Below are 25169 nucleotides of genomic sequence, written 5' to 3'. Positions count from 1 at the left end.
CTCCGGCAACATCGTGGAGCCAGCGCCACGGCAGGTCTCCAGCATCCCGGTAACGCGACGTCCGTCCCACGGAATCGGAACGTCTCAAATCGAAGACACGTCCGTGCGGGCCGGCGGCACGCGCGTGGACCTCACCGGGTCCACTTCACGCCAGGGCCTCCCTCCGGACCCAGTCACCCGCGCCACCCCGTGGTTGGGCGACCGCACGCGCGCGTCGGACGTCGGCGAGCTGGATGCCAACTCGCGAACAGTCGCTTCCGTCGAGCCGAGGCCCACGAGCTCCGCGAGCCCGGCGGATGAGATCGCCCGCGTGGCCCCCGAGGCGACCCCGGCGATGCCGATGGCCTCCAGCATCGCAAGCGCGAAGGGCCTCGTGCCACCAGAGCCGAGGCCCGTGCTCCCCCTGTCTGCGCGTCAGGATGATGCGAAAGCGCGCGCCTCGCGCGAGCCGTCCCCCGTGATGCCGATGGCCTCCAGCTTCGCAAGCGCGAAGGGCCTCGTGCCGCCCGAGCCGAGTCTCACAATCGCGCTGTCCGCGAGCCGGGGGGATGCGCAAGCTCGCGCGTCGCTGAATCTGGAGCCCACGCTCGCGCTGCCCGCGAGCCTGGCGGATGCGCAAGCCCGCGCGTCACTCGTATCCAAGGCTGGCCTCGGCGCCGTGAAGCTGGCCACCTCGTCGCGGGTTTCCCAACACGACACCACCCTGCTCGCAGGCTCGGTGAACGGCTGGGGCCTCTCCACATGGACACCCTCGCCTTCCCCGCTCGGCAACGCGCGCTTCGCCGACGTCGTACAGCTGTCGCCCGTGGCCTCGGGACAGGAGGTGCTCGGCCCGGGCTCACGCGGTGAGGGCATCCGCGCGGTGCAGGGCGCGCTGCTCGAAATGGGCTTCGCCCTGCACGGCGGCGCGGACGGACAGTTCGGTCCCCAGACGGTCCGCGCGCTGCGCAACTTCCAGGTGCACGCCAGCCGCACGCTTCCGGGCGTCAAGGTGACGGGCGCGCTGGACGCGGCCACGCTCAAGGCGCTCGACTCGCTGGCACCCGCGCCCGGTGCCCGTGGACAGTCGCGCGGGATTCCTCCCGCCGTCTACGAAGGCCAGCCCGTACGCGTCATCGTCGCCCTGCGCGAGCACCGCACGTTCCTCTACGACGCCGAGGGGCGGCTGGTGGACATCTTCCCGAACGCCTCGGGCACCCAGGCCACGCCCACGCGCGCGGGCCTCAAGGTCGTCCGCTCTCGCCTGGACCAGGCCGCCGCCGAGGCCGCCGGAGCGCGCCTCTGGAACGACAAGCACGTCTTCGGCACGCGCATCCTGGACCTGTCGTGGGCGGACGGACGCCACTCCGCCGAGGAGCTGCATGGCACCAACGCCCCCGCCCTGCTCGGCATGGACGTGTCCCATGGCTGCATCCGTCACTCGAACGAGGCCATCATCGTGCTCCACGACGCGCTGTCCGCGGGGGACCGCGTGGCCATCGTGGAGCACGTGAACGACCCGCACCTGGGCGCCGTCGCCCCGGTGCCGGTCTCCTGACCGACGAGCCGCTACCCCTCCTCGAGCAGCGCCTTGAGCTCCCGCACCCGACGGGTGATGAGGTCGCGGTCCACCGTGCGGTAGACCTCCGGGAGCAGCTCGCGGCTGGTGCACTCCTGCACCGCCACCAGGTTCTGCAGCTCGATTTCCAGCGGGTAGCTGGGCGGCACGAAGTCCGCGAGCACCGCGACCAGGTCCTCCTTGGACACGGCCTCGCGCCCCTCGGCCAGCGCGCGGAACTTCGAGCGCACCATGACGGCCTCGATGTCCGCGCCGCTGAAGGCGCGCACGCCCTCCGGAATCAGCTTGGAGTAGGACTCGATGCCCTCCACGGACACGCCCGTCTTCTTGGACATGGCCTGGAACAGCTCGTCGCGCTCCGCGTCCGTCTGCGGATAGAAGAGCGCCAGGTGCTCCTCGGCGCGCCCCTGCCGCTTCAGGTCGATGGGCAGCAGGTCCGGCCGCGCCGTCATCAGGAACCAGACGATCTTCCCGCGGTACTGCGTGTTGCCCATGAAGGAGGCAATCGAGCCGAACACGCGGCTGCTCGTCCCCGAGTCCCCGCCCGAGTCGCGGTTGCCCAGGAACGTGTCCGCCTCGTCGATCATCACCGCCACCGGCCACAGGGCCTTGAGCAGGTTGAAGATCTTCTCCAGGTTGGCCTCGGTGACGCCCTGCCACTGGCTGCGGAAGTTCAGGAACTTCACCACCGGGATGCCAATCTCCCCGGCGAAGCAGCTCACCATGAACGTCTTGCCCGTGCCCACGGGGCCCGACAAGAGGTAGCCCATGGGCATGACCTCCAGGCGCCCCTTCTTCAGCGCGGAGGCGGCCTGCCGCAGCATCTGCTTCGCCTTGGCGTGACCCGCCACCGCGTCCAGGGTGTGCGCCGGCTCGATGAACTCCAACAGGCCGTGGCACTCCGCCTGGATGATCTCCTTCTTCTTCTCCTTGAGGAGCTCCGCGGTGATGCGCACCTCGCGCTCCAGCGCCTCGGTCAGCACCCGGTCCAGGTTGATGCGCGACAGACCCGCCGTCATCTTCGCCAGGCCCGCGAGCGGCACGTCGGACAGCGACTGCAGCCGCTTGCCCTCCAGCTTGTAGCGCACGTACTCCAGCCGCTCCTCCTCGGTGGGCAGCGGCAATTCAATCGGCGCGACGTACGGGTTGCGGGAGATGCGCGGCGCGATGTCCGCCAGGTTCTCCGCCAGCAGCACCACGGACACGTCACCCGCGAGGAACTGCGGGTCGTGCGCCCACTTGTCCAGCGTGGCCAGCACGAAGCGGTCCTCGGAGGACAGGTGCGAAATCTCGCCGCCCGGCACCAGCGTCTCCGCGAAGTCGATGATGAGCGCCAGCGAGCGCCCCTCGCTCAGCCGCATCCGCAGGAAGTTCTCCAGAATCTGGAGCGCCCGGCCCGGGTCTCTCGGCATGACCTTGGCGTAGTCGGTGCCGTACATCGCGTCGTACCCGGACATCGTCCGCGCCAGGTCCTTCTGCGTCTCCGGCGTGGCCGAGCGGATGCCCGACGAGCGATCATAGAAGAGCACGTGGTCCCGTCCGCCGAAGAGCTCCTCGGAGAGGAACGTCTTGAGCGTGCCGAAGCCCAGCGAGTCGTCCTCCATCTTGAGCGGCTGCAGGTCCCTCACCGCTCCGTAGAGCAGGAAGGTGCTCACCGTCTTCGTGTAGTACTTGCGCGCAAGCTGCTGCGCCCAGCGGGGGAGGTCCGCCAGCGGATCTTCCTTGTGGACCTTGCGTACCTTGCTCACGGACACACGCCTCCTGTCACTCCCCACGAGAAGGGAGTCGACACACCCGCTTCCCACGAAGGGAAGCGGGGCTCGATTTCATGGAATCTAACGGCAGCGCGGCTGGCGCTTGAGCGAAACCGTCGTCGTGGCGATGGATTCTCCGGCCTGGGGCGCCGGGACCTCCACCTCCGCGTCGTTGTGGCAGCGCAGCTTCAGGGTGAGCTGGCGCTCGTTCGGCGACACCTGCACCGTGGTGGGCGTCGCCCCCAGCTCCCGGCTGCCCGCGAAGATGACCGCGCCGGCCGGCTTGGAGTCGATGCGCACCGACAGCTTGGACACCACGGGCTCCAGCTTCACCGCCACCTCGGTCGGCCCCTCACCGGACGCCGACACGCGCTTGGACGCGGACTTGTGCTGGGGGGCGCTCACCTCCACCACCCACGGGTCCGCGCCCACCGGAACGCCCTTGATGAACGCATCCGTCTGGCCCTGCTCGCGCACCACCTTGCCGTCCACCTTCACCTGGGCGTCGGCCGGCTGGGTGACGAGCACCAGCGACGCGGTGCGCACCAGGCTCTCCAGCACCACCTCCACCGGGATGACTTCCTTGCCGCTCTTGACCTCGAGCGTGCGGACGAAGGTCTTGTAGCCCTCCGCGCTGACCGTCACCATCACCTGGCCGGCCGTCACCTCGCGCAGCACCGACGTCCCCGGGCCCTCCACCGCGATGGGCTGGGTGTCCAGCAGCACCTGCACGCGGCCGCGCACCTCCGACGGAACGCGCTGCAGGTCCAGCATCACGTAGCCCTGTCCCGGACGGGACAGCGCCCAGCCAAGTCCACCGAGCACCACCAGGGCCACGAGGCTGCACACGGCGTACAGCACCCGCTTGTCCAGGCCCCGTCGGCCGAGCGCGGGCACCGCCGTCGTCGAGCGCTCCTCCTCCTCTTCCTCCTCGTGCGCCACCGGGCGCGCGGGCGGCTTGGCCACCGGAGCGCCCGTGCCGAGCATGGGAGGCGGCGAGGGAGGACGCGAGCCCCCCTGGAGCCCCTCCGTCAGCGCCTGCCGGGAGATCCCCTGCGACACGTCGGGCGGGAGCGCCGAGCGCGAGATGCCCTGCGACACGTCGGGAGGCGTCTCGCGCACGATGCGCGGCAGCGACTCTCCCCCACCCCGGCTGCCCCGGGGCGCCGACGCGGCGACCTCCGGCGGCACCAGCGTGGGCACCGTCGTCGAGGGACGGACCACCGGCGGTCCGGACGGCGACAACACCGGCATGGACGCCTGCGACAGGCGCGGAGGCTGCGGCTGGGGCGGCGCCACCGGCAGGACGGCGGTCTTGCCCGTGGTGGGCTCGTCCTCATCCTCCTCCTGGGCACGCGTCTCCAGCGGGGTGACGGTGCGGCCCACGTTGGCGCCCGGCTGCGTGGTGGGCTCCGGGCTGTCCTCGAAGACGTGGTCGCTGGAGACGAGCTGCGTGGCCTGGACCTCGTCCTCCTTCGGCGCGGGCGCGGCGGTGGCCGCCGTCAGCTTGGGCAGCGCGGCCAGCGTGGGCGAGCGGCGCACGCCTCCGGGCGACACGGCGCCCATGGTCGCGGTGGACCGGGGCTGCGGGGCCACCGGCTGCACCACGGGCACGGCCACGGGCGGAGGCGCCGCGACGGGCTGTGGCGCGGCGGCCTGGGAGGGCATGCTGCTGAAGCCGGCCGCGTCCAGCGCCGCGAGCATGCCCTCGGGGGGACGGATGTCGGCGTAGTCGGACAGGCGCTGCTTCTCGCGCTCCACTTCCTCCGCGAAGGTGGACTTCATGTACTGCATGAGGTCCTTGCGGCCGAAGATGGTCTCGCTGGTGATGAGGAAGCGCTGCAGGTCGTCGCCCAGCTCGCTGGCGTACTGGTAGCGCTCGTCCACGTCCTTGGCGAGCGCGCGCATCACAATCTTCTCGAGCGTCTCCGGGATGCGCCGGTTGTACGTGGACGGCGCGGGGACCTCCGCCTTGCGCACCTTCTCCAGCACGCTGAAGTCGCTGTCACCCACGAAGAGGCGCTCGCCCGTGAGCATCTCGTAGAGGCACACGCCGATGGCGAACACGTCCGAGCGGCGGTCCAACGGCAGGCCGCGGATCTGCTCCGGGCTCATGTAGCCGAACTTGCCCTTGAGGATGCCGGCCTGCGTCTTGGTCGCCTTGCCCGCGGCCTTGGCGATGCCGAAGTCGATGACCTTGACCTCGCCCTCGAAGGACAACAGGACGTTCTGCGGCGAGATGTCGCGGTGGACGATGTTCATGTCCCGCCCCATCCCGTCCTTCTTCCGGTGGGCGTAGTCCAGGCCCTCGCACATCTTGGAGATGCAGAACGCCACCAGCGGCACCGGCGCCGGCTCCCCCTTCTTCCGGCAGCGGTCGAAGATGGCCCGCATGTCCTTGCCGGGGATGTACTCCATCGAGATGAAGTAGCTGCTGGCGATCTGCCCCAGCTCGTAAATCTGGGCGATGTTGGCGTGGCTCAGCTGGACGCTGATCTTCGCCTCATCGATGAACATCGAGATGAACTCTTCGTCCTCGGCGATGTTCGGCAGGATGCGCTTGATGGCCACGAGCCGCTCGAAGCCGCTCGCGCCGAACTGCTTGCCACGCCACACCTCCGCCATGCCGCCAATGTTGATGCGGTCCAGAAGGAGGTACTTCCCAAATGGAATGGGCTGCCGCTTCGGTTGAGAGGTCGTCACGTGGGGGAGGGTCCGTTCAACGCGAGCCTAGCGATCGCCCGTCCGCAGGGTCAACCACACGGCACCTCCCCACGCGCCCTCCAGGCGAGCAGGCAACAGGCGCGTAGCGGCGCGTTTTTCTCAAGGTTGGAGACTCGAGGTGCTCCCCGCGTCCGCGGCGACATCCGTGGAGGGGGCCTGGGCGTCGCGGAAGGCGGAGCCCGGCTCGGGGGGCTCCTCGCCCAGGGCGGGCTGCACGAGCAGGAAGCGCGTCTGGCCCCCGACGGAGAGCACCTCGGCGGAGCCGAAGCGCGTCTCCGCGGCCAGGCCCACCAGCGTCACCCACGCGCCCTTGCGCTCGGGGGCCACGCAGTACAGGAGCGTGCCAGGGCGCACCCCTGGGGCTTCTCGTACCGGGCCCTCGCAGTCCTTTCGGACCTGGAGGGTGTACCCGGGGAGCTGCTCCCCCCGCACCAGGTAGGGCGGGCGGCCGAGCTGCTCCAGGAAGGTCTGGAGCACGCGGGGGTCCTCCACGACGGCGTCCTGGGTGGACTGCTCCTGGGCCAGCTTCTGGAAGCGCTGCAGGGCCATGGAGGCCGCGTCCGTGGGCTCGATGGGGATGCGGCTCTCGGCGAGCATCAGGTCGAAGAAGAGCGCGCCCACCAGGAGGATGGGCAGAAGGCGGTAGCCCTTGAAGTCGTCGGCCCTGCCCCGCGCGAGCCCGCCGAAGAGGGCCACGCCCACGGCGAGCACGGTCAGGCCGAGCACCACCGCGGGCCTTACCGGCGAGGGCAGCTCGATGAGGGCGGACACGTCCGCGCTCCGGGCCCGCACGGCGTCGGCGAGGTCTCCTCCGTAGATCCAACCGAGTGCGGCCAGGCTGAGCAGGTTGCCCAACAGCGTCTTACGGGAGGGAAGCGTCATCCTGCGAGCGTCCGTGCGGGGTCGGTGGCGGCGGCGCGGCGGCTGGGGAAGTAGGCCCCCGCCAACGCCGCCAGGAGTCCCAGTACCACACCCCCGAGCACCACGGGCCAGGGGAAGGAGAAGAAGCTGTCCGGCTTGTACGGGAAGTTGGGCAGGTAGCTGGCGGCGAGCCGGTTGACGGCGAGGGACGCTGCGAGCGCCACCCCGGTGCCGATGGCGCCCCCGGCGAGTCCCACGACGGCGGCCTCGGCCAGCACGATGGCCCGGATGTCCGAGCGCGACGCGCCCACCGCCTGCATCACGCCAATCTCCTTGGCGCGAGCGCGCACCGAGGCCGACAGCGCGTGGGCGATGTTCACCGCCGCCAGGAAGCAGATGAGGATGGACAGGAGCGCCAGCGCGGACGTGGTGAGCGCCACCGCGGCGCCGGTGTTCTCCGCCATGCGCCGCTCCTGGTCGTCGATCTCCAGCCCCATCCCCTTCACCGCGTCCACCAGCGCGGGCACGTGGGACGGGTCCTTGGCCACCAGCGTCACGCCCGAGTAGCTGTCCGCGTCCACGCCCGCCGCGCGGTTGAGGCGCACCGCCGTCTCCAGCGGGATGGTGATGCCGGCGAACATGGCGCGGTCGGACGCGCCCACCACCTGCGTCTGCGCGGACGTGGTGGGGCCGGTGGCGGACTGGGACACGTAGGAGCGGTTGAACTCCACCGGGAAGCCGAAGCCGACAATCATGTTCGCGGACAGCTGCGGCAGCTTGCGCGCGGGGGCGAAGGTCTTGTTGTACAGCTCCAACAGGCGCGTGGACACGAGCGCGGGGATGGGCTGGCCCTCGCCGGGGTCCTTGAACTCGCCCATCTGCACGTCGCCCTTCACGAGCGCCGGCTCCACGCCCATGGCCAGCACCTCCATGCCCATGCGCAGCTTCGTGCCGAAGAAGACGCCGTCGTAGCGCGTCACCGCGGGCACGCGCACGTTCATCTTCCGGTACGCGGACTCCACGCCGGGCAGCGCGGTGAGCCGCTCCACCGCCTCCCGGTCCAGCTTGCCGCCGCCGAGCAGCGAGCCCAGCGACACCGACGAGGGCACCACGTCCACCAGCCGCGCGTCGGTGGGGAAGATCTTCTCGCGGATGACCGCGCCCACGCCCAGGCCCAGGCCGATGAAGAACACGAGCGTGCCCACGCCCATGGCCACGCCGAAGGCGGAGAAGAACGCGCCCCGGCGCTCGCGCGCGAGGCTCAGCCGGACCAGTCGCGACAGCGCATCCAACCTCACGGGACACCTCCCGAGGCCACCTGGGACGTGGCGCGCTCCTCCACGAGCTTGCCCTCCTTGAGCCGCAGCACGCGCCGGGCGGCCGCGCTCATCCGGTCCTCGTGGGTGACGGCCAGCACGGTGAGCCCCTCTTTGTGCAGCTCGCGGAACAACTGGATGACGCCGTCACCGGTGGCCGCGTCCAGGTTGCCCGTGGGCTCGTCGCACAACAGCAGCTTCGGGCCGCCGTAGAGCGCCCGGGCGATGGCCACGCGCTGACGCTCGCCGCCGGACAGGCGCACCGGCGCGCGGTCCTTCTTCGCGCCCAGGCCCACGCGCTCCAGCAGCGCCTCCGCGCGCTTGACGGCCTCGGGCGTGCGCGGGCCGAAGTACGAGGGGAGCAGCACGTTCTCCAGCGCGGAGAGGTTGGGGATGAGGTGGAAGGACTGGAAGACGAAGCCCACGTGCGTGTTGCGGAAGCGCGCGAGCGCGGCGTCCTTCAATCCGCTGAGCGTCACGCCGCCCACCTTCACCTCGCCCCGGTAGTCGATGTCCAGGCCCCCCAACAGGTGCAGCAGCGTGGACTTGCCGCTGCCGGACGGGCCCACCACCGCGACGAAGTCCCCGTCGTCCACGTCGAGGGACATCCCGTCGAGCACCCGCACCCGGGTGCCATCGCCATCGAGGTATTCCTTGGTGACGTCTCGGGCTTGAATCACGGAGTGGCCGGCTGGGTCGTGGTGGAGGACGGAGCCGTCGGCGTGAGGCGCAGGGACAGCTCGGCCTGGAGCGCACGCTCCTTGCGCGACACGGCCAGCGTCACCGCGCGCAAATCGTCGGTGGCCTCCAGCCAGCGCACGGTGGTGGCCTTGATGGCGAAGCCGCCGATGCCCCACGCCTCCGAGGGAAGATTCTTCACCGAGTCCGACAGGCGCCGCAAGTCGAGCACCGCGCTGAAGGCGGCGTCCTTGCCCACGTCCTTCAGGTCCGCGGCCACCTGGCCCTCCGCGGCCTTCTGGGTGAGCGCGGCGAGCGAGGCCTCCAGCTGAGACTGGGGCGAGGCCACCAGGAGCTTGCCGTTGGGCGCGAGCGCGAAGTGGGCGCCCTCCCCCGCTCGGTAGGACGTGAGGTAGACGCGCTGGCCCTTGAGGTCCGCGGCCTCCACCTTGGCGCCGAAGTCGGTGGCGAGCTGGGGCAGCTTCTCCAGCAAGCCCTTCGTACGCTCCGGGTTCTCCAGGTCCGACAGGGCGACGAGGTTCACGAAGCGGAACGGGTTGGTGCGGCGCAGGTCCAGCGCGGGCATGCCCGAGCCCAGCTGCACCTTGGGCGACAGGGAGATGCCCAGCACCGTGCCCGGCTTGAAGTTGTCGAGCACCTCCGCCTTCACGTCGAGCCCGCTCTTCTGCACCGCGCGCGTCAGGTAGTCGCCGACGAGGTAGGGCCACACGCCGTCCAGGTGCGACGGGTCTCCCTGGAAGCGCGCGACGAGGAAGCTGTCCTGGGGCAGGAAGCCGCGCAGGTCCACGGCGTCCTTCACCGGGTCCAGCGCCGCGAGCGACGGCTTGGTGTCGGGCCACGGCGCGTCGGCGTGCAGGGTGAGGGCGCGCTCCTCGACGAGGCCGGTGAGCGTGAGGCCCTGCACCGTGCCGGCGGGCACCAGCAGGCCCGCGCCGCCGGGGAGGTACACGTGGAAGTCGCGCTTGGAGGGCAGCCGCGCGAGGGACGCGGTGAGGACGGGCTCCTTCGTGAGCGACTTGTCCTCGGGCTGCGTGGCCAGGGGCCGCAGCGACGCGACGGACGGGCCCACGCCCAGGAGGGCGAACTGGCCGCCGTCGATGAAGAAGAGTCCCAGCGCGGCGGTGGCGGAGCCGGGGCGACTGAAGGTGACGAGCTTGCCGCCCGCGCCGCCTTCCTCCTTCCGCTCGGAGGCGCCCAGGCGGGTGCGCGCGAAGCCGGCGAAGGTCTCCTCGAGCTTCTGCGCGTCCTTGACGCCGACGACGGAGACGGCGCGGCTCTCACCGAGGAACGCGGCGCCGGCGCCCTTCTCCGGGGCGAGCCCGGCGGCCTCCAGGGCCTGGCGGCTGCGCAGGTCCACACCCATCTGGCGCATCACCGCGTTCACGTAGCCCTCCGCGGAGGAGAAGCTCTGCAACTGCGCGGCGAAGGAGGCGACCTTCAGGTGCTGGAAGCGCGCGAGCTTCTCTCCGAGCGCGCCGAGGTCGTGGATGACGACGGACGCCTGCGCGTCGCGTGGCAGGTAGCGCGCCGGGCCGGAGGCACTCGGGGCGACGGGGCCCTGGTCCTTGCCACAGCGCGAGCAGCCCGCGACGGCGAGCAGGAGGAGGAGGGTCGGAAACCAGGCTCGGCGGAACATGACGGCAGGACAGGACGGCTGGGCCGGAGAGTCAATGGAATCCTGTGCGGGGCGGACGTCCGGCTCCCGGCCGAGGAGGCCGTATGACGGCCAGCCAACGTCCCACGTCTGGCCGCCCCCTGTCCCGCGAGGTCCCGGTCGCCTGCCCCTCTCAGGGCGACGGGTAGCTCAGCTCCGCGATGAGGTAGCCCGGCTTGCGCTTGAAGCCGAACGGCAGGATGTGAAGCGGCTTCACCTGGATGCCCGCCGCGTCGAAGTCCACCGGGTGGACGTCGATGTAGAAGCGAGGGCGCATCTTCGTCACGTACGGCGTGGTGGTGGAGCCGCCGAGCAGGTAGCGCGCCGAGTCATCATTCGCGAGGCCATCCAGGTTCATCACGTGCTCGGGCAGCAACATCCCGAGTGAGCCGCAGCTGTAGCAGGCCACCCGCTCTCCAGGCTGGAGCGGGACGTTCTGCTTCAGCCACAGCCCCGCGCGAATCATCGTGTGCGGCCAGGACTGCGACACCGGGTCGAAGGACGTGAAGGGCTGGAGCCGCGACAGCTTGCCGTACTCCCGGGGCACCCGCGCGATGAACACGGACAGGGCCCCCGCCACCATCACCACGCCGAGGGCGAGCGTCGCGGGCCTTCCTGGAAGGGCCTTCTCGCGCCAGGACTCACGCGCGTCTTCCAGCATCGACAGCCCTCGGACACACGCGACGCCGAGCGCCACGGCGAAGAGCACCGGTGCATCGAAGACATACCAGACATAGTACGTGAGCTCGCCGGGCCGACGCGTCGCGATGAGCGAGCCCTGCGCCACGTAGGCGAAGAGCAGGCCCACCAGGAGCGCGGCCACCAGTCCGATGACGCCCGAACCGTCCTGCAAGTCTTTCTGCTCCCGACGGCTCCGCCAGAGACCCGCGACGATGAGCGCCACGAGCGTCGCCACGGCGAGGGTCATCCAGAGCGCGCCCCGAGTCGAACCGAACACCATCCGCCCCACATCTTGCTGAGGCAGGTAGAGCCGCCCCGGCATCCCCATCGCGAAGGTCAACGCGCTCTGCAAGTAGCCCCAGCCCTCCGTGGACACCACGTCCCAGGTGATGGGCAGGGAGCTGGAAGCGAGGGCCTTCACGCGCGCCGAGGTCGGCAGCGGGTGACCGAACGCAAGGGTGGCATAACCGAACCACAGCACGAGCGGCACCGTGAACGCGCCCAGCAACGCCAAGGGCCGCCGCCAGCGCAGCAGTGCCCCGAGCCCCACCAGCCCCACGATGACCAACGACGTGGGCAACATCCGGCACAGCAGCAGCGCGGAGAGCCCCAGCCCCACCACCCAGGACATCCGGCGGCGCTCCTCGGGGGTCCGCGCATCCGTCGTGGCAGCGAGCAGCAACCCCACGAACACCAGGGCCGTCAGCGCGTTCTCCTTGCACGTCATCGCGCTGAGCAGCACGGTGCCGCGCGTGAAATAGAAGAGCCCCGCCACGCCCGCCAGCGCGAGCTGCAGGGCCCTCAGCCATGGAGCCTTCGCGTCGGCGACTCGCATCACCAGCAACACGATGAGGAAGCTGGTGAGCACGTGCAGCCACACGCCCATCGCCATCGCGCCACGGAAGAAGGACTCGAAGTCATCGTGGAAGAAGGCGAGCCCGGCCAGAAGCAGCTCGTACATCGGCTGGAAGCCATAGCTCGGCGAGTGCCCATCGAAGGTGAAGAAGAGCTTCGTCTTGAAGTGATACGCGGGCAGCAGGTAGTAGAAGCTGTCGTCCTGGATGGATGCCGCCAGCTCCAGGAAATCGCTATCCCTGACGCGCGCGAGGATTCGCGGCAACGCCAGGGCCATGACGAGCGCGACACTCCCCAAGGTGATGAGCACCCCGGGCTCGACGCCTCGGCGCACACGCGAGTCCTCCAGCGTGACGCCCAAACGAACGCCATCCATGTCAGTCCATTTCGCCGGCCCCGTACTCTTCAGCGCTCAATCCTGCCACAGAACAGACACCACCCCATCATTCCAAGACGCAATTCTTCACTTCACGCCCTGGGACGAACCGCGCATCCCCGCGGACGGGGACCCAATTCATTGCCAGACCCCATTCACTCGCGAACGGCCACATCCACCCTCAATGACAGGTCAATCCCTCCCATCTTGGAGAGGGCCTGGCCCTGACGCCCCTGAGGAAGGCGCGGTTTGGGGCTCCTTCACGTCAGCCCGCACGGGCCCGCACGGGACAGATTGACGCGAGCAGGCACCTGCTCGCGGTCGAGCCTCCTCGACGGCCCCCAGGGCACGGGGATTGAACAGGCGAGCGCACTCCTCTCCCAGGAGCGTCCCGCCCATGCCCCTCATCGAGCTGTTGGTGATCCTCGGCATCTTCGCCGTCGCCGGAATCGGCGCCGTGCAGGGCTGGGTCCTTCATCCCCTGCTCGGCCTCGTCGGGCTCGCGCTGGGAGGCTGGCTGGGCGCCTACGCGTTGCCCCTTCTCGGCTTCGTCTTCGTCGCCGTCTTCACGTTCCTGGAGGAGGCCCCACGGTGGCTCCTCACACGAACCCGGGCACTGCGGTCATCGCGCCGGCGCACCCGACCTGACCGGGACTGAGGCCAGGCCCCTGGACGCCCGGGCTCAACGCACCCGCGAGCCATGCGGCAGCGGCCCGCGCGTCTCCTCGGTGAACTCCAGGAACTGCTCCATCTGCCGCACGGACTCCTCGGTGGCCTCGGCCTCCGCGCTCAGCATGGTGAGCTGGCGGTTGACCACCTCCGGGTCCCGGATGGCGATGGACTGCTCGTGCGTCAGCCGCATCATGTCCTCGATGCCGGCCAGCTGGTGGCTCACCACCTCGCGGCTCTCGCTCGCCTGCTCGAAGCGCGCCAGCCGCTTGCGCAGGATGTCCACCCGGTTCTGCTTCACGTCCTTCAGCCGGGGGTTCGTCTCGCGCGCCACGTCCTCCTCCAGCTCGCGCACGTCCTTCTCCAGGTTTCCCCGGTCGGAGCTGTTCAGGTACGAGCGGTACTGGTTCAGCGTGGAGATGAGCCGCAGGAACGACGTCAGGAGCGCATCCAGCCGGGGCTCGCTGTCGGACTCCAGCACCTTGCCGCCCGGCAGCTTGCGGTAGTTGGCGAGGATCTTCTCCTTGAGCCCGACGAGCTGCTGGTAGTGCTCACGCTGCGACGGCGCCAGGTCCGCCAGCAGCGAGTCCACCGCCTTGCGCGCCGCCTCCGGGTCCGTGGGCTCCCGCGAGCGGATGGCCCGCTGGAAGCGCGGCATCGACGAGAAGAGCGCCAGGTAGAGCCCCTCCAACCCCAGCGCGATGAGCGCGGGCAACGGCTCGCCCGTCACCGCCGCGGACGCCGCCGCCGTGCCCAGCCCCATCAGGTTGGCGGGCATCATGAATGCGGCCTTGATGTAGTTCGGAGACTTCTTCGCCACGTCCGACCTCCCCTGCCCGGTCGCTCGGTCGCCGCTGCTTCAGGGACCGCGCGCCTCCGACACGTACTTCAACGCCCCCAGGTCCCTCGTATCCTCCGCGAGTGGCACCGGTGGTCCCTGCTTGAGCTTCTGGAAGAGCGCGGCGGCGCTCTGGTACAGCTCGTCATAGGTGACCGGCGCCTCGCCGGAAAGACCGAAGAACGCTCGATTGTCCGCCAGCGTCGCCGGCGGCGCGCTGCGGATGGCCTCCGTCGGGTCTCCCAGGTACGGCGCCACCTCCCCCAACATCCTCGCCCCCGCCGCCGGGTCCTTCAGCACCGCCTGCCCCGCGTCCAGCATCCCTCTGAGCACCCGCCGCACGGCGTCCGGGTAGCGCGCCGCGAAGTCCCCCCGCGCCACCAGCACCGTGGCCACCAGGTGCGGCGCGTCCGCCGTCGTCGCCAGCACCGCCCCACCCCTGTCCCGCGCCGCCAGCTCCACGTCGCCCCACAGCCCCACCACCGCGTCCGCGCGGCCCTCGCGTAGCGCCCGCCCCGCGTCCAGCGTGGACGGCAGGTCCACCCACTTCACGTCCGTCGTCCTCAGCCCCGCCCGAGCCAGCACCCACAGCGCGAAGTAGTGCGTGGAGCTGAACGGGTAGACGCCCACGCGCTTGCCTCGAAGGCTCGCCAGGTCCGTGACGCCCACCGCCGCGAGCGCCTCCTGCCCCCGGCTTCGCCCCACCAGCAGCAACGTGCGCGGCGCGGCGTCCCGCAGGCCCGGCGCCCAGGACGCCAGCCGGTCCACCGACAGGAAGCCCATGTCCACGCCGCCGTTCTCCGCGCCGATGGCCAGGGCCTGCCGCAGCTCCTCCTCCCGGGCGAAGAGCACCGCGCGCGCATCCAGCGCATAGGCCGTCTTCAGCACGCCCTGCGCCGCGCCCGGAGGCGCCGCCGGGTTGTCCAGCGTCGTCGCCCCGCCGGCCGCCACCAGCAGGCTCGCCGCCGAGCCGCGCGCCGTGAAGCCGATGAGCACGGGCCGAAGCGGCACCGAGGCCACGTCCGCCACCGGCGCGGACACGCCCGCGGGGAAGTCGCCGGGCGACAGCCGCACCGCCTCGCGCACCGAGGGGAAGAAGCGGGCCTGGAGGGTGTCCAGATATCCCATGCGGGACGCGACCACCCAGGCCGCGCCCAGCACACACAGGAACAAGAAGAGGAAGAGACCTGGTCCGCGGTGGAGCTTCATCCGTCAGTGTCCGGGGCTCTTCCCTTCTCCATGCGCCGACACGCTACTCGACGCCGACCTTCTTGCCGATGGTCTTCCCCGTCTGCCCGCTCACGTCGGACACTGGGGCGGGGCTGTCCATCAACCCCATCTCCATCTTGAACTGCTTCACCAGCTCGTTGGCCTGGATCTTCTCGGCCTCTTCCTCAATCTGCGCGGACTGGTGGTCCACCGACTCGAGCGCCATCTGCATGCGCGCCTCGTTCACGGCGGTGCGCTCCTCCACCTTGCGCAGCATCTCGTCGTGCGTCGAGTCGATGCCGGCGACGGTGAAGGACTCCATCGTGTCGGCCACCTTGGCCTGCCACTTGGCGCGCCGCGCGTCACGGATGGCCGTCATGGCCTCCGCCGTCTTGCGGTCCTTCTCCCGCATGAACGCCTTCTTGACGTTCAGCGCCTTCTCGTACGCCAGGCGCGCGGTGTTCAGCTGCGCCTCGTTGCGCTCCAGCGCTTCCTTCTCCACCTGGAGCTTCGTCGCGTACTGCGCCGCCAGGTCGTCGCGACCGGCCTGGATGGCGGCCTTCACCTTGGCCGTCAGCCCGCGCACGTCGTCCTTGTACTTGGCGTTCTCCTTCTCCAGCAGCGTCACGTTCGCCCGAACCATGGCGATGGACTCGTTCATCTTCGGGACCTGGTCGTTCAGGTCACGGATGTTCTGCTCGAGGATGAGCTCCGGATCCTCGATGGAGGAGACGAAGAAGCCCGCGAAGCTGCGCAACGCCCTCTTGAGTCTGTCCCACATATCGCTGGTCTACCTCCGTCCAGACCTACTTGCAGCCACCTTACACGAACTCCGGGGCGTGCAAGCAGCCACATCACCCCTCTGATCAGTGCTACGCGAACTCACCTAAGGCGATTGCCGACCACCCACAAGTCCACCCGCGCCTTCCCGCTCGCAAGCCCCGCGTGAGGCCCCTCGAGCCGCCATCCGGTGGGCTCCCCCGGTTGGGGGGCTTGCTCCACGGACGCGAAGCGGGAAAACCTCCCCCCGCGTGGACATCGCCCCGGGTTGGCCCCATTCCTCCTATGACGAATCGCTGGCGAGGGCGGTGGATGCCCAACGCCGGAGCATCCTGGGCACGGGGGCGGCGGTGCGGCTGGTGGGCGCGTCGCTCTTCCTGCTCGTCACCACGACGCTCTGGCTGACGGGTGGAGAGGACTGGACGCCCTACCCGCTGCTGCTCGCGCCCTACGTGGGCGTGGCCGCCGTGCTCTTCGCCGTGAGGCACCGCCCGGAGGCGAGCTGGCTGGGGGTGCTGCAGGCCCCGGTGGACATCGCGCTGGTGTACGGCCTCCAACACCTGGCGCTGCCCATCTCCCCGTTCCCCGCGGGCGTGGCGGGCTTCAGCCTGGGCCTCTTCGCGCTGGTGGTGACGCTCAGCGGCCTCACCCTGCGCCCCACCGTCGTCTACGGCACCGCCGCGCTGTCGTCCGTGGCCCAGGCCGCGCTGATGCGCGAGGCGGGCGTGGGCTGGGGCGCGGTGCTCATCGCCGCCGTCACGCTGCTGATGGTGGCCGCGGTGAAGCACTACGGCACCGGGCGGCTGCGCGTGCTCGCCGGCGCCCTCACCCGCGTGGAGGTGGACCGGGCGCTGGAGGCCCGACGCTTCCAGGAGGTGGAGGAGGCGCGGACCCTCATCGCCCGGCTGCTCGACGAGGAGCACGAGAAGAACGACGAGCTGCGCGCGCTCCAGCGAGACAAGGAGCTGCTCACGCAGTTCCTCGTCCATGACCTGCGCTCGCCGCTGTCGGCCCTGACGATGACGCTGTCGTGGATGCAGCAGGAGCTGCCCCAGGGGCCCCTCAACGAGTCCGCGAACACGGGACTGGCCGTCACCGCGCGCCTGGACCGCATGATCACCGACTTGATGGACGTGTCCCGGCTGGAGCAGGGGCGGCTGGCGCCGCGCAAGGTGCCGCTCGACGCGCGCCGGCTCCTGGAGGACGTGCGGCGCTCGCTGGAGAGCGTGGCCCGCGCGCGCCGGCTCACCCTGGACATCACCCTGCCCGAGGGGCTGGCCCTCCAGGGCGACGCGGACCTGCTCACGCGCGTCGTGGAGAACCTGGCCACCAATGCCCTGCGCTACGCGCCCACCGGCGGCAAGGTGCGCCTGGAGGGTGGAGCGGACGCGCGCGGCCCCTGGCTGGCGGTGCGCAACGACGGCCCGCCCATCCCCGCGGACCTGCGCGACAAGCTGTTCGACAAGTACGTGCAGGGCGCCCCGGAGCGCGACAGCCGCCGGGGCTACGGCCTGGGCCTGTACTTCGCGCGGCTGGCCACCGAGGCCCACGGCGGCAGGGTGGCCGTGGAGGACACGCCGGGCTGGCCCACCTCCTTCGTGGTGCGCCTGCCCGCCTGACGTCGCCCGTCAGCCCCGGGCGCGCTGCTTCTTGCGCTTGAGGATGCGCTCCACGTTGGACTTCGCGCTGGAGAGCACCGACGCCGCGTCCAGCGTGGTCAGCACGCCGTCCTTGAGCACCGGCCGCCCGTCGATGAACACGTGGGTGACGTCGCTGGAGCGCGCCGAGTGCACCAGCGGCACCAGCACGTCCTCCGGCGTGGGCCCCGCGTGCAGGCCGCCCAGGTCCACGACGGTGATGTCCGCGCGCTTGCCGGACTCGAGCGAGCCCACCTCGTCCTCCAGCCCCAGCGCCCTGGCGCCGTGCAGCGTGGCCATCTCCAGCACGCGCATGGGCGTCATCGCCAGCGGGCCCACGCGCGGGTTGTGCATCACCGCCGCGAGCCGCATCTCGTGGAACAGGTCGAGCGTGTTGTTGCAGGGCGCGCCGTCCGCGCCCAGCGCCACCGACACCCCGGCCTCGAGCAGCTCCGGCACCTTGGCGATGCCCGACGCCAGCTTCAGGTTGGAGCCGGGGCAGTGGCACACCACCGTCTGCGTCTCGCGGAGGATCTCCTGCTCCTCGGCGGACAGCCACACGCAGTGGGCCAGCGTCACGTGCCGCCCCGTGAGCCCCACCGTGTGGAAGAAGTCGACGTTGTCGCGGCCGCCCGTGTACTGGCGCACCGCCTCCGTCTCCTTCGCGTTCTCGCTCGCGTGCGTGTGGATGCGCACGCCCTTCTCGCGCGACAGCCGGGCCACCTCGCGCAGCAGCTCCGGCGTGCACGACAACACGAAGCGCGGCGCGAAGGCGTAGCGCAGGCGTCCCTCGTGCGTGCCGTGCCACTTCTCCAAGAGCGCCAGGCTCTCGGAGAGCGAGTCGGCGGTGGACTCGCGCAGGCCCGCGGGCACGCTGGCGCCCGCGTCCATCATCGCCTTGCCGCCCACCAGCCGGAACCCCGAGTCCCGCGCGGACTCGAAGACCGAGTCGTAGTGGTGCACGCTGCCCATGTCGAGCGCCGCCGTGGAGCCCGAGCGGATGAGCTCCGCGAACGTCAGGTCCGCCGACGCGCGCATGGAGGCCGCGTCATGCGACGCCTCGTACGGCCAGATGCGCTCGCGGAGCCAGTCGAGCAGTTCCAGCCCGTCCGCGCGGCCGCGGAACAGCGTCTGGCAGGCATGCAGGTGGCCATGGATGAGGCCGGGCAGGACCACCTTGCCCGTCACGTCCACCACGCGCCGCGTGCCCCGGGCCTTCAGGCCCCGGCCCACCTTCGCGATGCGCCCGTCCTGCACGAGCACGTCCGCGCCCACGAGCACCTCGCGCTCGCGGTTCATCGTCACCACGGTACCGCCGGTCAGAAGCAAATCCACGGGTACTCGCGCTCTCTCTAGAGGAAGTCCTTGGTGAAGGCGTGCGGCAGCAGCTCGCCCAGGGTGTAGCGCGCCTCGACCCCGTTCGGGGAGCGGCTGCGCACGGGCAGGTTCGGCCCCGCGAACTCCGCCATCACCTGTCGGCACATGCCGCACGGGGGCACCGGCGCCGCGGGGTTGGCCACCACGGCCACCGCCACCGGCTGCTTGCGCCCCTGGGCCACGCCCGCGGCCAGGGCGTTGCGCTCGGCGCACACCGTGAGGCCGTAGGTCGCGTTCTCCACGTTGCAGCCCGCCACCACGGAGCCGTCCGCGTAGAGCACCGCCGCCCCCACGGGGAAGCGGGAGTACGGCACGTGCGCCCGCTCGCGCACCCGGGTGGCCTCCTCGTACAGCCGCTCCCAGGCAATCTCGTCCGCCATGTCGCCCTCCTCCAACAAGGTGCCGCGGGTGGACTCAGCCCGGCTCGCCGGCCAGCCGCCGGTCATCCAGGTGGCGGGCGATGGCCAGCTCCGCCTCCACCGGCAGGTCCACGAAGCGCACGTGCGCGGCGGGCCCCTGCGGGCCGTTCGTCACGTGCAGCACCTCGCCGCGGGCCTCGACCTCGTCGGGGAGGATGGGGAGCTGGAAGCGCACCTCCACCTGGGCCCCCGCCTCCAGCCCCGGCCCGTTCCAGGCGCAGCCGCCAATGGACAGGTCGCCCTCACGTGTCTCGAACTCCGTCGAGCTTCCCGCCCGGCGCACCTTCAGGCGCATGGGAATCCGGGGGGAGTCGCGCCGGTCCTCGGCCTTGTCGCTCATCGAGTCGTTCCTCTCGGCCATCGCCGTTCCAGTCCTGCCACTCATGCCCGCGTCACCGTCGGGAGCGCCCGCGGGACGGCCCGCCTCCGGAGACACCCTCTCCGGAAGGTGCGCATCCACACCCGCTCCGCTCGCATGACTGCTGGCATCCGTTGAAGTCCCGCCGGGGCAGCCCCCGGCACGCGGCGCGCTCGAGGACACGTCACGGGCCCGCCCGGCCGCGCCAGGGAAAGCCCCGTGGGGAGGTCGAAGCCCGGGTGTGGCTTCCTCTCCCAGGCCCCCCGGCGAACGGCCTTCAGCGCGTCCGTCACGTGTTCCTGATGCACCATCTGCCGCCCATCATACGCTTGCCCACCCGCCGGGGAGGCGCGGATTTTCATGGGTGACGCGGGTTTGCCCCAAGAATGTCTTGTACCGGGAGTGAGGCGCCTTGCGCCCCGCGTCGAAGCCACGGGCCCGCTCAGGGAGGGACCCCCTGGCCCCGGGAGTCCCACCACTCCTCGCCGTAGCTGATGCAGATCTGCTCGCCGGGGTGGATGTCCCGGAGGGCGTAGAAGGTGAAGAGGTCCCGGTCCACCGCGCGGTAGTAGGCGGCGCTGGGCTCCTTGGCGTGGTTGTAGAGCATGCCGTAGCCCAGCACGAGCGCGACCCAGTCCCCCGCGGGCTGCTGCTCGCGCTCGCCCCAGCGAATCTGGAAGACGTAGTCGTCGAGCGGCGGGTGCCGGGTGTGCTTCTGCAGCACCTTGAGATAGCGACACTCCTCGATGAGCTCGCCGGCCTTGATGAATTCGTCGGTGAAGACGCCGTAGCCCCACTCGCAGGGCCGGACCTTCACACCCGGATGCAGATACAGCGCTTCGCCCGTGTTCATGCGCCCCTGCCGTTGGCGCGCGCGAAGATGCCTCTTTCCAGGGCCGAGGTGAAGACCGGAGCGAGGCTCAGGTCGGCCACGCCAGAAGCGACGTCCGGGCCACGCGCCGCAGCGACTCGCGGCTGGCGCCGGTGGCGGCCTGCACGGCCATCCCCTGCGTGACGGTGGTGAAGTAGCGCGCCAGGTCCGCGCAGTCGACGTGCGCGGGGACGTCACCCTCGCGTTGGCCCTGCTCCAGCCGCTCGCGCAGGGCCTGCTCCCCCGCCGCGCGCCGGGCGGCCAGCTCCCCCTGGATGGGCGCCGCGTCCGCCCCGCTCACCAGCGCGCCCTGCACCGTGATGCAGCCCTTGGGCTCGCGGGGCAGCGTCTGCGCGTCCGCCAGCCCCAGGAGCAGGTGCTCCACGGCCTCCCTGGCCGTGGGCTTCGCGAAGGCGTCGCGGTAGAGGCACAGGTGGCGCTCGACGTAGCGGTCCAGCGCCTTGCGGAACAGGGACTCCTTGTTGCCGAACGCCGCGTAGAGGCTGGGCCGGTTGATGCCGAGCGCCTCCGTCAGGTCCGACAGCGAGGTGCCCTCGTAGCCCTGCCGCCAGAACAGCCGCAGCGCACGGTCCAACGCCTCATCCACGTCGAAACCCCGGGGACGCCCCACCGGGGCGGCTGCCGTCTTTGGTTTCATACCGTTCGATACTAATCCCCTTGACCCGGGCCGGCCAGCGCCGCATATCTGTACCGGCCGGTACGAATCCAATGCGTGCGGCTCGCGTGTCCCGCGCGGAGCGCGCCCGGCGTGCGCCCAATTCAGTACCAATTGGTACACAACCTCATTGAAGGGATGACGAACATGTCGAAGAAGCTCGCAGGCAAGGTGGCGCTGGTGACGGGGGGTTCGCGGGGCATCGGCGCGGCGGCGGCGCGGGCGCTCGCGCGGGAGGGAGCGGACGTGGCCATCAGCTACGTGGCGTCGGCGGAGAAGGCGCAGGCGCTGGTGCGGGAGCTGGAGTCCGAGGGGGTGCGGGCGGCGGCCTTCCAGGCGGACCAGGCGGTGGCGGAGGAGGCGGCGAAGCTCATCCCGGCCGTCGCCGAGCGCTTCGGGCGGCTGGACATCCTGGTGAACAACGCGGGCGTGGCGACGCAGAGTCCCATCGACAACGCGCAGCAGGACGTGGCGGTGCTGGACCGGCAGCACCGGGTCAACGTCACCGGCGTCATCGCGGCCATCCGCGAGGCGGCGAAGGTGATGGGCGAGGGTGGGCGCATCATCACCGTGGGCTCGAGCATCACGGGCCGCGTCGGCATGCCGGGCATGGCGGACTACACGGCGACGAAGGCGGCGGTGGTGGGCTACACCAAGGGCGTGGCGAGAGACCTGGGCGCGCGCGGCATCACGGTCAACGTGGTGCAGCCGGGCTTCACGGACACGGACATGTCCGCGGGGCTGGAGCCGCACAAGCCCGCCATCAACGCGACCATCCCCCTGGGGCGCTTCGGCCGTCCCGAGGAGGTCGCCGAGAGCATCGTATTCCTCGCCGGACCGGGCGCTTCCTACATCACCGGCGCCGTGCTCGACGTGGACGGAGGCCAGGGCGCGTGAGCACCGTGGGGTGAGGAGATTCCTGGGTGCGAGCGGACCGAGAAGGGACCACTGCTCGGCCCAGGCGCCCTACCTGCGACCGCGGAGAGCATCAGCAAGCCGTAGACGATGACTGCGCGCTCCGAGCGCGTGCCTCGCGCACTCATGAGGCCGCAAACGCGGAGCGCTTCACCATCGCGGAAGGGGCGTGCCACTCCGGACGCTCCGCCTTGTACACTTGAGGGAGCGCGGACGCGGGGCACTTCACCGCGTCGCGCAAAGGGGCGCCCCACGCAGAGCGCCCTGCCCCGCACTCGCGCGGCGCCTCCGTGCAACCGAGAGGGGCGCACCACCGAGGCGCGCCCCCCCTTCTCACCTACTCCACGCGCTCGCGAACCAGCGGGCGCGGCGCGGGCGCGGCATCGCCGAAGCGATAGGCCGCGAGCAGCCGCGCCTTGACGCCCTCGACGGGCGCCTCGTCGTTGAAGTGCACGCGCACCACGGGCTCGCCCTTCTTCACCGCCTCGCCCGTCTTCTTCAGCAGCGTGAAGCCCACGGCCGGGTCGATCTTGCTGTCCACCCGCTGCCGGCCCGCGCCGAGCGCCACGCCCGCCAGGCCCACGCCCTCCGTGTCGATGCCCGTCACGAAGCCATCCCGGGGCGCCACCACGTCCACCGTGGCGCGCGCCTGCGGCAGGAGCGAGTAGTCATCGATGGAGCGCGGGTCTCCGCCCTGCGACTGGACGATCTCCTTCAACTTCCGGATGGCACTGCCGTCCTCCACCGACTTGCGCAGCTTCGCGCGCGCCTCGTCCACGGTGGCGGCCTTCTTGCCCAGCACCAGCATCTCCGCCGTCAGCGCGTAGGTGATTTCGGTGTAGTCCTCCGGCGCCTCGCCGCGGAGCATGTCCACCGCCTCCATCACCTCCAGCGCGTTGCCCACCTTGCGGCCCAGGGGCTGGTCCATGTCCGTCAGGAGCGCCACCACCTTGCGCCCCATCTCCGCGCCCAGGCCAATCATCGTCTTCGCCAGCGTGCGGGCATCCTCGTCGCGCTTCATGAACGCGCCGCTGCCCACCTTCACGTCCAGCACCAGCGCGTCGATGCCCTCCGCCAGCTTCTTGCTCATGATGGACGAGGCAATCAGCGGGATGCAGTCCACCGTCGCCGTCACGTCACGCAGCGCGTAGAGCTTCTTGTCCGCGGGCGCCACCTGCGCCGTCTGGCCAATCAGGCAGCAGCCCACCTCGCGCACCAGCCGGCGGTACTCGGCCGTGGACAGGTTCACGTTGAAGCCCGGGATGGACTCCAGCTTGTCCAGCGTCCCGCCCGTGTGGCCCAGGCCCCGGCCCGAAATCATCGGCACCGGCACCCCGCACGCGGCCGCCAGGGGCGCCAGGCTGAGCGACACCTTGTCCCCCACGCCGCCCGTCGAGTGCTTGTCCACCTTCACGGCCGGGGTGTCGGACAGGTCCAGCACCTCGCCCGAATTGAGCATGGCCCGAGCCCAGGCCCCCAGCTCCCGGGAGTCCAGCCCCCGGAAGAAGACGGCCATGCACATGGCCGCCATCTGGTAGTCCGCCACCGTTCCCGCCGTATACGCCTGGATGAACGCGGCGATGTCCGCCGGCTCCAGCCGGCCTCCATCCCGCTTTGCCTTGATGAGCTCGTAGGGTTGCACGGGGACTGCCCATACCAGGAACGAGGCCCCCCATGCACTTCCGCGAAAGGCGCCGCCGCATCTGGTAGATAGCCAGCCATGATGCTTCGCCTCCAGGTCCTCGCCCTCACGGCCCTCCTGTGCGCCTGTACCAAGTCCAAGGAGGAGTCGCCCCCCGCGGGCGCTCCCGCCACCTCCCAGCAGGCGGCGAAGAAGCCCCTCCCCGTCGGCCTCGTCATCGACGTGGGCGGCCGGGGTGACCATTCCTTCAACGACGCCGCCCTGCGCGGCCTGGAGCTGTGGGCCGCCGGCAAGCGCTATGAGGGCGGCAAGTACGTGGACGCGGCCCCCGACGAGGTGAGCAAGTCGCTCCCCGCCCACCTGTCCTCCATCGCCGCCACCCTGAAGCCGCTGCCCATCCAGCCCGTGGTCCTCCAGAGCAAGGCCCAGGAGGACTACATCCCCAACCTCCAGTTGCTCGTGGACCGGGGCTCGCAGCTGACCATCGGCAACGGCTACCTGCTGGCCAACGCCGTGCGCACCTCCGCCCAGGAGAACCCGAAGGCGCGCTTCCTGCTCATCGACAGCCAGGTGCTCGACTCGCAGGGCAAGGCGCTGAAGCTGCCCAACGTGCGCACCGTCCTCTTCAAGGAGCACGAGGGCAGCTTCCTCGTGGGCGCGCTGGCGGGCCTGGTGACGAAGACGAACAAGGTGGGCTTCGTGGGCGGCATCGAGGTGCCCCTCATCCAGCGCTTCGAGGTGGGCTACCGCGCGGGCGTGAAGACGACGAAGCCCGAGGCCGCCCAGGCCCTGATGTCCGTCTACACCGGCAGCTTCAACGACATGGCCGCCGGCAAGCAGGTGGCCCAGGACCTCATCGCCAAGGGCGCGGACGTCATCTTCCACGCGGCCGGCTCGGACGGCATCGGCGTCATCCAGGCGGTGAAGGAGGCGCGAGCCGCGGGCAAGAGCGTCTATGCCATCGGCGTGGACTCGGACCAGTCACACGTGGCGCCGGAGGCCATCCTCACCTCCATGCTGAAGCACACGGACCTGGTCGTGTACCAGACGGCCAAGGACCTGGTGGACGACAAGTTCACCGCCAGCGAGCAGGTGCTGGGCATCAAGGAGAACGGCGTGGCCATGGCCGAGGTGCGGGTGGACTTCCCGGGCAAGGCGGAGGCGCTCCAGAAGGTGGAGGCCTTGCGCCAGCGCATCATCTCCGGCGACATCCAGGTGCCTTCCGTCCCGGCGGACCTCGCCTCCTTCCAGGCCGCCGCGCCCTGATCTCCCTCCGGCACATCCAGAAGCGGTTCGGCGC

21 protein-coding genes are annotated in these 25169 nt (G+C 70.6%); 5 read left to right on the top strand and 16 right to left on the bottom strand.

Translation table 11 applies throughout. The annotated features are described in order from the left end of the window. Positions 1 to 466: 466 nt before the first annotated feature. Positions 467 to 1537, top strand: coding sequence for a L,D-transpeptidase family protein (locus VZQ01_RS30175; RefSeq protein WP_426745348.1), 1071 nt, complete (start codon positions 467 to 469; stop codon positions 1535 to 1537). 11 nt (positions 1538 to 1548) lie between these two features. On the opposite strand, the gene VZQ01_RS30170 is transcribed toward VZQ01_RS30175, so the two are convergent. The 7 genes from VZQ01_RS30170 to VZQ01_RS30140 form a co-directional block, all read right to left on the bottom strand. Next, positions 1549 to 3306 (bottom strand): ATP-binding protein, encoded by a 1758-nt coding sequence (locus tag VZQ01_RS30170; protein WP_223781790.1) that lies wholly within the window; start codon positions 3304 to 3306, stop codon positions 1549 to 1551. Positions 3307 to 3393: 87 nt separating this feature from the next. Continuing rightward, positions 3394 to 6015, bottom strand: coding sequence for a serine/threonine protein kinase (locus tag VZQ01_RS30165; RefSeq protein ID WP_426745347.1), 2622 nt, complete (start codon positions 6013 to 6015; stop codon positions 3394 to 3396). Between the two features lie 120 nt (positions 6016 to 6135). Then, positions 6136 to 6918: a hypothetical protein gene (locus tag VZQ01_RS30160; RefSeq protein WP_426745346.1), complete on the bottom strand. Its 783-nt coding sequence runs from the start codon at positions 6916 to 6918 to the stop codon at positions 6136 to 6138. Then, entirely contained in the window at positions 6915 to 8195 is a 1281-nt protein-coding gene (locus tag VZQ01_RS30155; protein WP_223748195.1) for an ABC transporter permease, read from the bottom strand. The genes VZQ01_RS30160 and VZQ01_RS30155 overlap by 4 nt, the downstream gene beginning before the upstream one ends. Further along, positions 8192 to 8893 (bottom strand): ABC transporter ATP-binding protein, encoded by a 702-nt coding sequence (locus VZQ01_RS30150; protein ID WP_223748194.1) that lies wholly within the window; start codon positions 8891 to 8893, stop codon positions 8192 to 8194. Before VZQ01_RS30150 ends, VZQ01_RS30155 begins: the two co-directional genes overlap by 4 nt. Continuing rightward, complete coding sequence (locus VZQ01_RS30145; RefSeq protein ID WP_408889483.1) at positions 8890 to 10548, bottom strand: hypothetical protein; 1659 nt, start codon at positions 10546 to 10548, stop codon at positions 8890 to 8892. Before VZQ01_RS30145 ends, VZQ01_RS30150 begins: the two co-directional genes overlap by 4 nt. 151 nt (positions 10549 to 10699) lie before the next feature. Beyond that, positions 10700 to 12478: a hypothetical protein gene (locus tag VZQ01_RS30140; RefSeq protein ID WP_426745345.1), complete on the bottom strand. Its 1779-nt coding sequence runs from the start codon at positions 12476 to 12478 to the stop codon at positions 10700 to 10702. Positions 12479 to 12875: 397 nt separating this feature from the next. Here VZQ01_RS30140 and VZQ01_RS30135 point away from each other — a divergent pair, with 397 nt between their 5' ends. Next, the gene (locus VZQ01_RS30135; RefSeq protein ID WP_426745344.1) at positions 12876 to 13136 is read left to right on the top strand and encodes a hypothetical protein; all 261 of its coding nucleotides are present in this window, start codon (positions 12876 to 12878) and stop codon (positions 13134 to 13136) included. Positions 13137 to 13160: 24 nt separating this feature from the next. Here VZQ01_RS30135 and VZQ01_RS30130 read toward each other — a convergent pair whose 3' ends face one another. The 3 genes from VZQ01_RS30130 to VZQ01_RS30120 all read right to left on the bottom strand — a co-directional run bounded on the left by VZQ01_RS30130 (position 13161) and on the right by VZQ01_RS30120 (position 15975). Continuing rightward, positions 13161 to 13928 carry a hypothetical protein gene (locus tag VZQ01_RS30130; RefSeq protein ID WP_046718377.1) on the bottom strand — a complete coding sequence of 256 codons (768 nt, stop codon included), beginning with the start codon at positions 13926 to 13928 and terminating at the stop codon, positions 13161 to 13163. A 78-nt stretch (positions 13929 to 14006) separates the two neighbouring features. Further along, positions 14007 to 15194 carry an ABC transporter substrate-binding protein gene (locus VZQ01_RS30125; protein ID WP_223748190.1) on the bottom strand — a complete coding sequence of 396 codons (1188 nt, stop codon included), beginning with the start codon at positions 15192 to 15194 and terminating at the stop codon, positions 14007 to 14009. A 43-nt stretch (positions 15195 to 15237) separates the two neighbouring features. Beyond that, complete coding sequence (locus tag VZQ01_RS30120) at positions 15238 to 15975, bottom strand: PspA/IM30 family protein (protein ID WP_141328147.1); 738 nt, start codon at positions 15973 to 15975, stop codon at positions 15238 to 15240. Positions 15976 to 16282: 307 nt separating this feature from the next. Here VZQ01_RS30120 and VZQ01_RS30115 point away from each other — a divergent pair, with 307 nt between their 5' ends. Then, a complete protein-coding gene (locus tag VZQ01_RS30115) occupies positions 16283 to 17593 on the top strand; it encodes a sensor histidine kinase (RefSeq protein WP_426745343.1) in 1311 nt (436 codons plus the stop codon). A 9-nt stretch (positions 17594 to 17602) separates the two neighbouring features. On the opposite strand, the gene VZQ01_RS30110 is transcribed toward VZQ01_RS30115, so the two are convergent. The 5 genes from VZQ01_RS30110 to VZQ01_RS30090 form a co-directional block, all read right to left on the bottom strand. Continuing rightward, on the bottom strand, positions 17603 to 18946 hold the full coding sequence (locus tag VZQ01_RS30110) for a 5'-deoxyadenosine deaminase (protein WP_267699853.1): 1344 nt from the start codon (positions 18944 to 18946) through the stop codon (positions 17603 to 17605). Between the two features lie 17 nt (positions 18947 to 18963). Beyond that, complete coding sequence (locus VZQ01_RS30105) at positions 18964 to 19368, bottom strand: cytidine deaminase (RefSeq protein ID WP_267699852.1); 405 nt, start codon at positions 19366 to 19368, stop codon at positions 18964 to 18966. Positions 19369 to 19402: 34 nt separating this feature from the next. Next, entirely contained in the window at positions 19403 to 19768 is a 366-nt protein-coding gene (locus tag VZQ01_RS30100) for a PilZ domain-containing protein (protein WP_223748186.1), read from the bottom strand. A gap of 439 nt (positions 19769 to 20207) precedes the next feature. Further along, positions 20208 to 20618: an SET domain-containing protein-lysine N-methyltransferase gene (locus tag VZQ01_RS30095; protein WP_267699851.1), complete on the bottom strand. Its 411-nt coding sequence runs from the start codon at positions 20616 to 20618 to the stop codon at positions 20208 to 20210. A 67-nt stretch (positions 20619 to 20685) separates the two neighbouring features. Continuing rightward, positions 20686 to 21294: a TetR/AcrR family transcriptional regulator gene (locus tag VZQ01_RS30090; RefSeq protein WP_223748184.1), complete on the bottom strand. Its 609-nt coding sequence runs from the start codon at positions 21292 to 21294 to the stop codon at positions 20686 to 20688. Between the two features lie 165 nt (positions 21295 to 21459). Here VZQ01_RS30090 and VZQ01_RS30085 point away from each other — a divergent pair, with 165 nt between their 5' ends. Then, on the top strand, positions 21460 to 22209 hold the full coding sequence (locus VZQ01_RS30085) for an SDR family NAD(P)-dependent oxidoreductase (protein WP_223748183.1): 750 nt from the start codon (positions 21460 to 21462) through the stop codon (positions 22207 to 22209). A gap of 355 nt (positions 22210 to 22564) precedes the next feature. Here VZQ01_RS30085 and VZQ01_RS30080 read toward each other — a convergent pair whose 3' ends face one another. Next, positions 22565 to 23869 (bottom strand): thymidine phosphorylase, encoded by a 1305-nt coding sequence (locus tag VZQ01_RS30080; protein ID WP_426745342.1) that lies wholly within the window; start codon positions 23867 to 23869, stop codon positions 22565 to 22567. Positions 23870 to 23947: 78 nt separating this feature from the next. On the opposite strand from VZQ01_RS30080, the gene VZQ01_RS30075 reads away from it, so the two are divergent. Beyond that, positions 23948 to 25135: a BMP family lipoprotein gene (locus tag VZQ01_RS30075; RefSeq protein ID WP_223748181.1), complete on the top strand. Its 1188-nt coding sequence runs from the start codon at positions 23948 to 23950 to the stop codon at positions 25133 to 25135. Positions 25136 to 25169 lie beyond the last annotated feature (34 nt).

Source organism: Myxococcus faecalis (assembly GCF_050039385.1).
Taxonomy (GTDB): Bacteria; Myxococcota; Myxococcia; order Myxococcales; family Myxococcaceae; genus Myxococcus; species Myxococcus fulvus.
The sequence above is the reverse complement of the archived record's forward strand: the minus strand, read 5'-3'. Positions and strand labels throughout refer to the sequence as shown.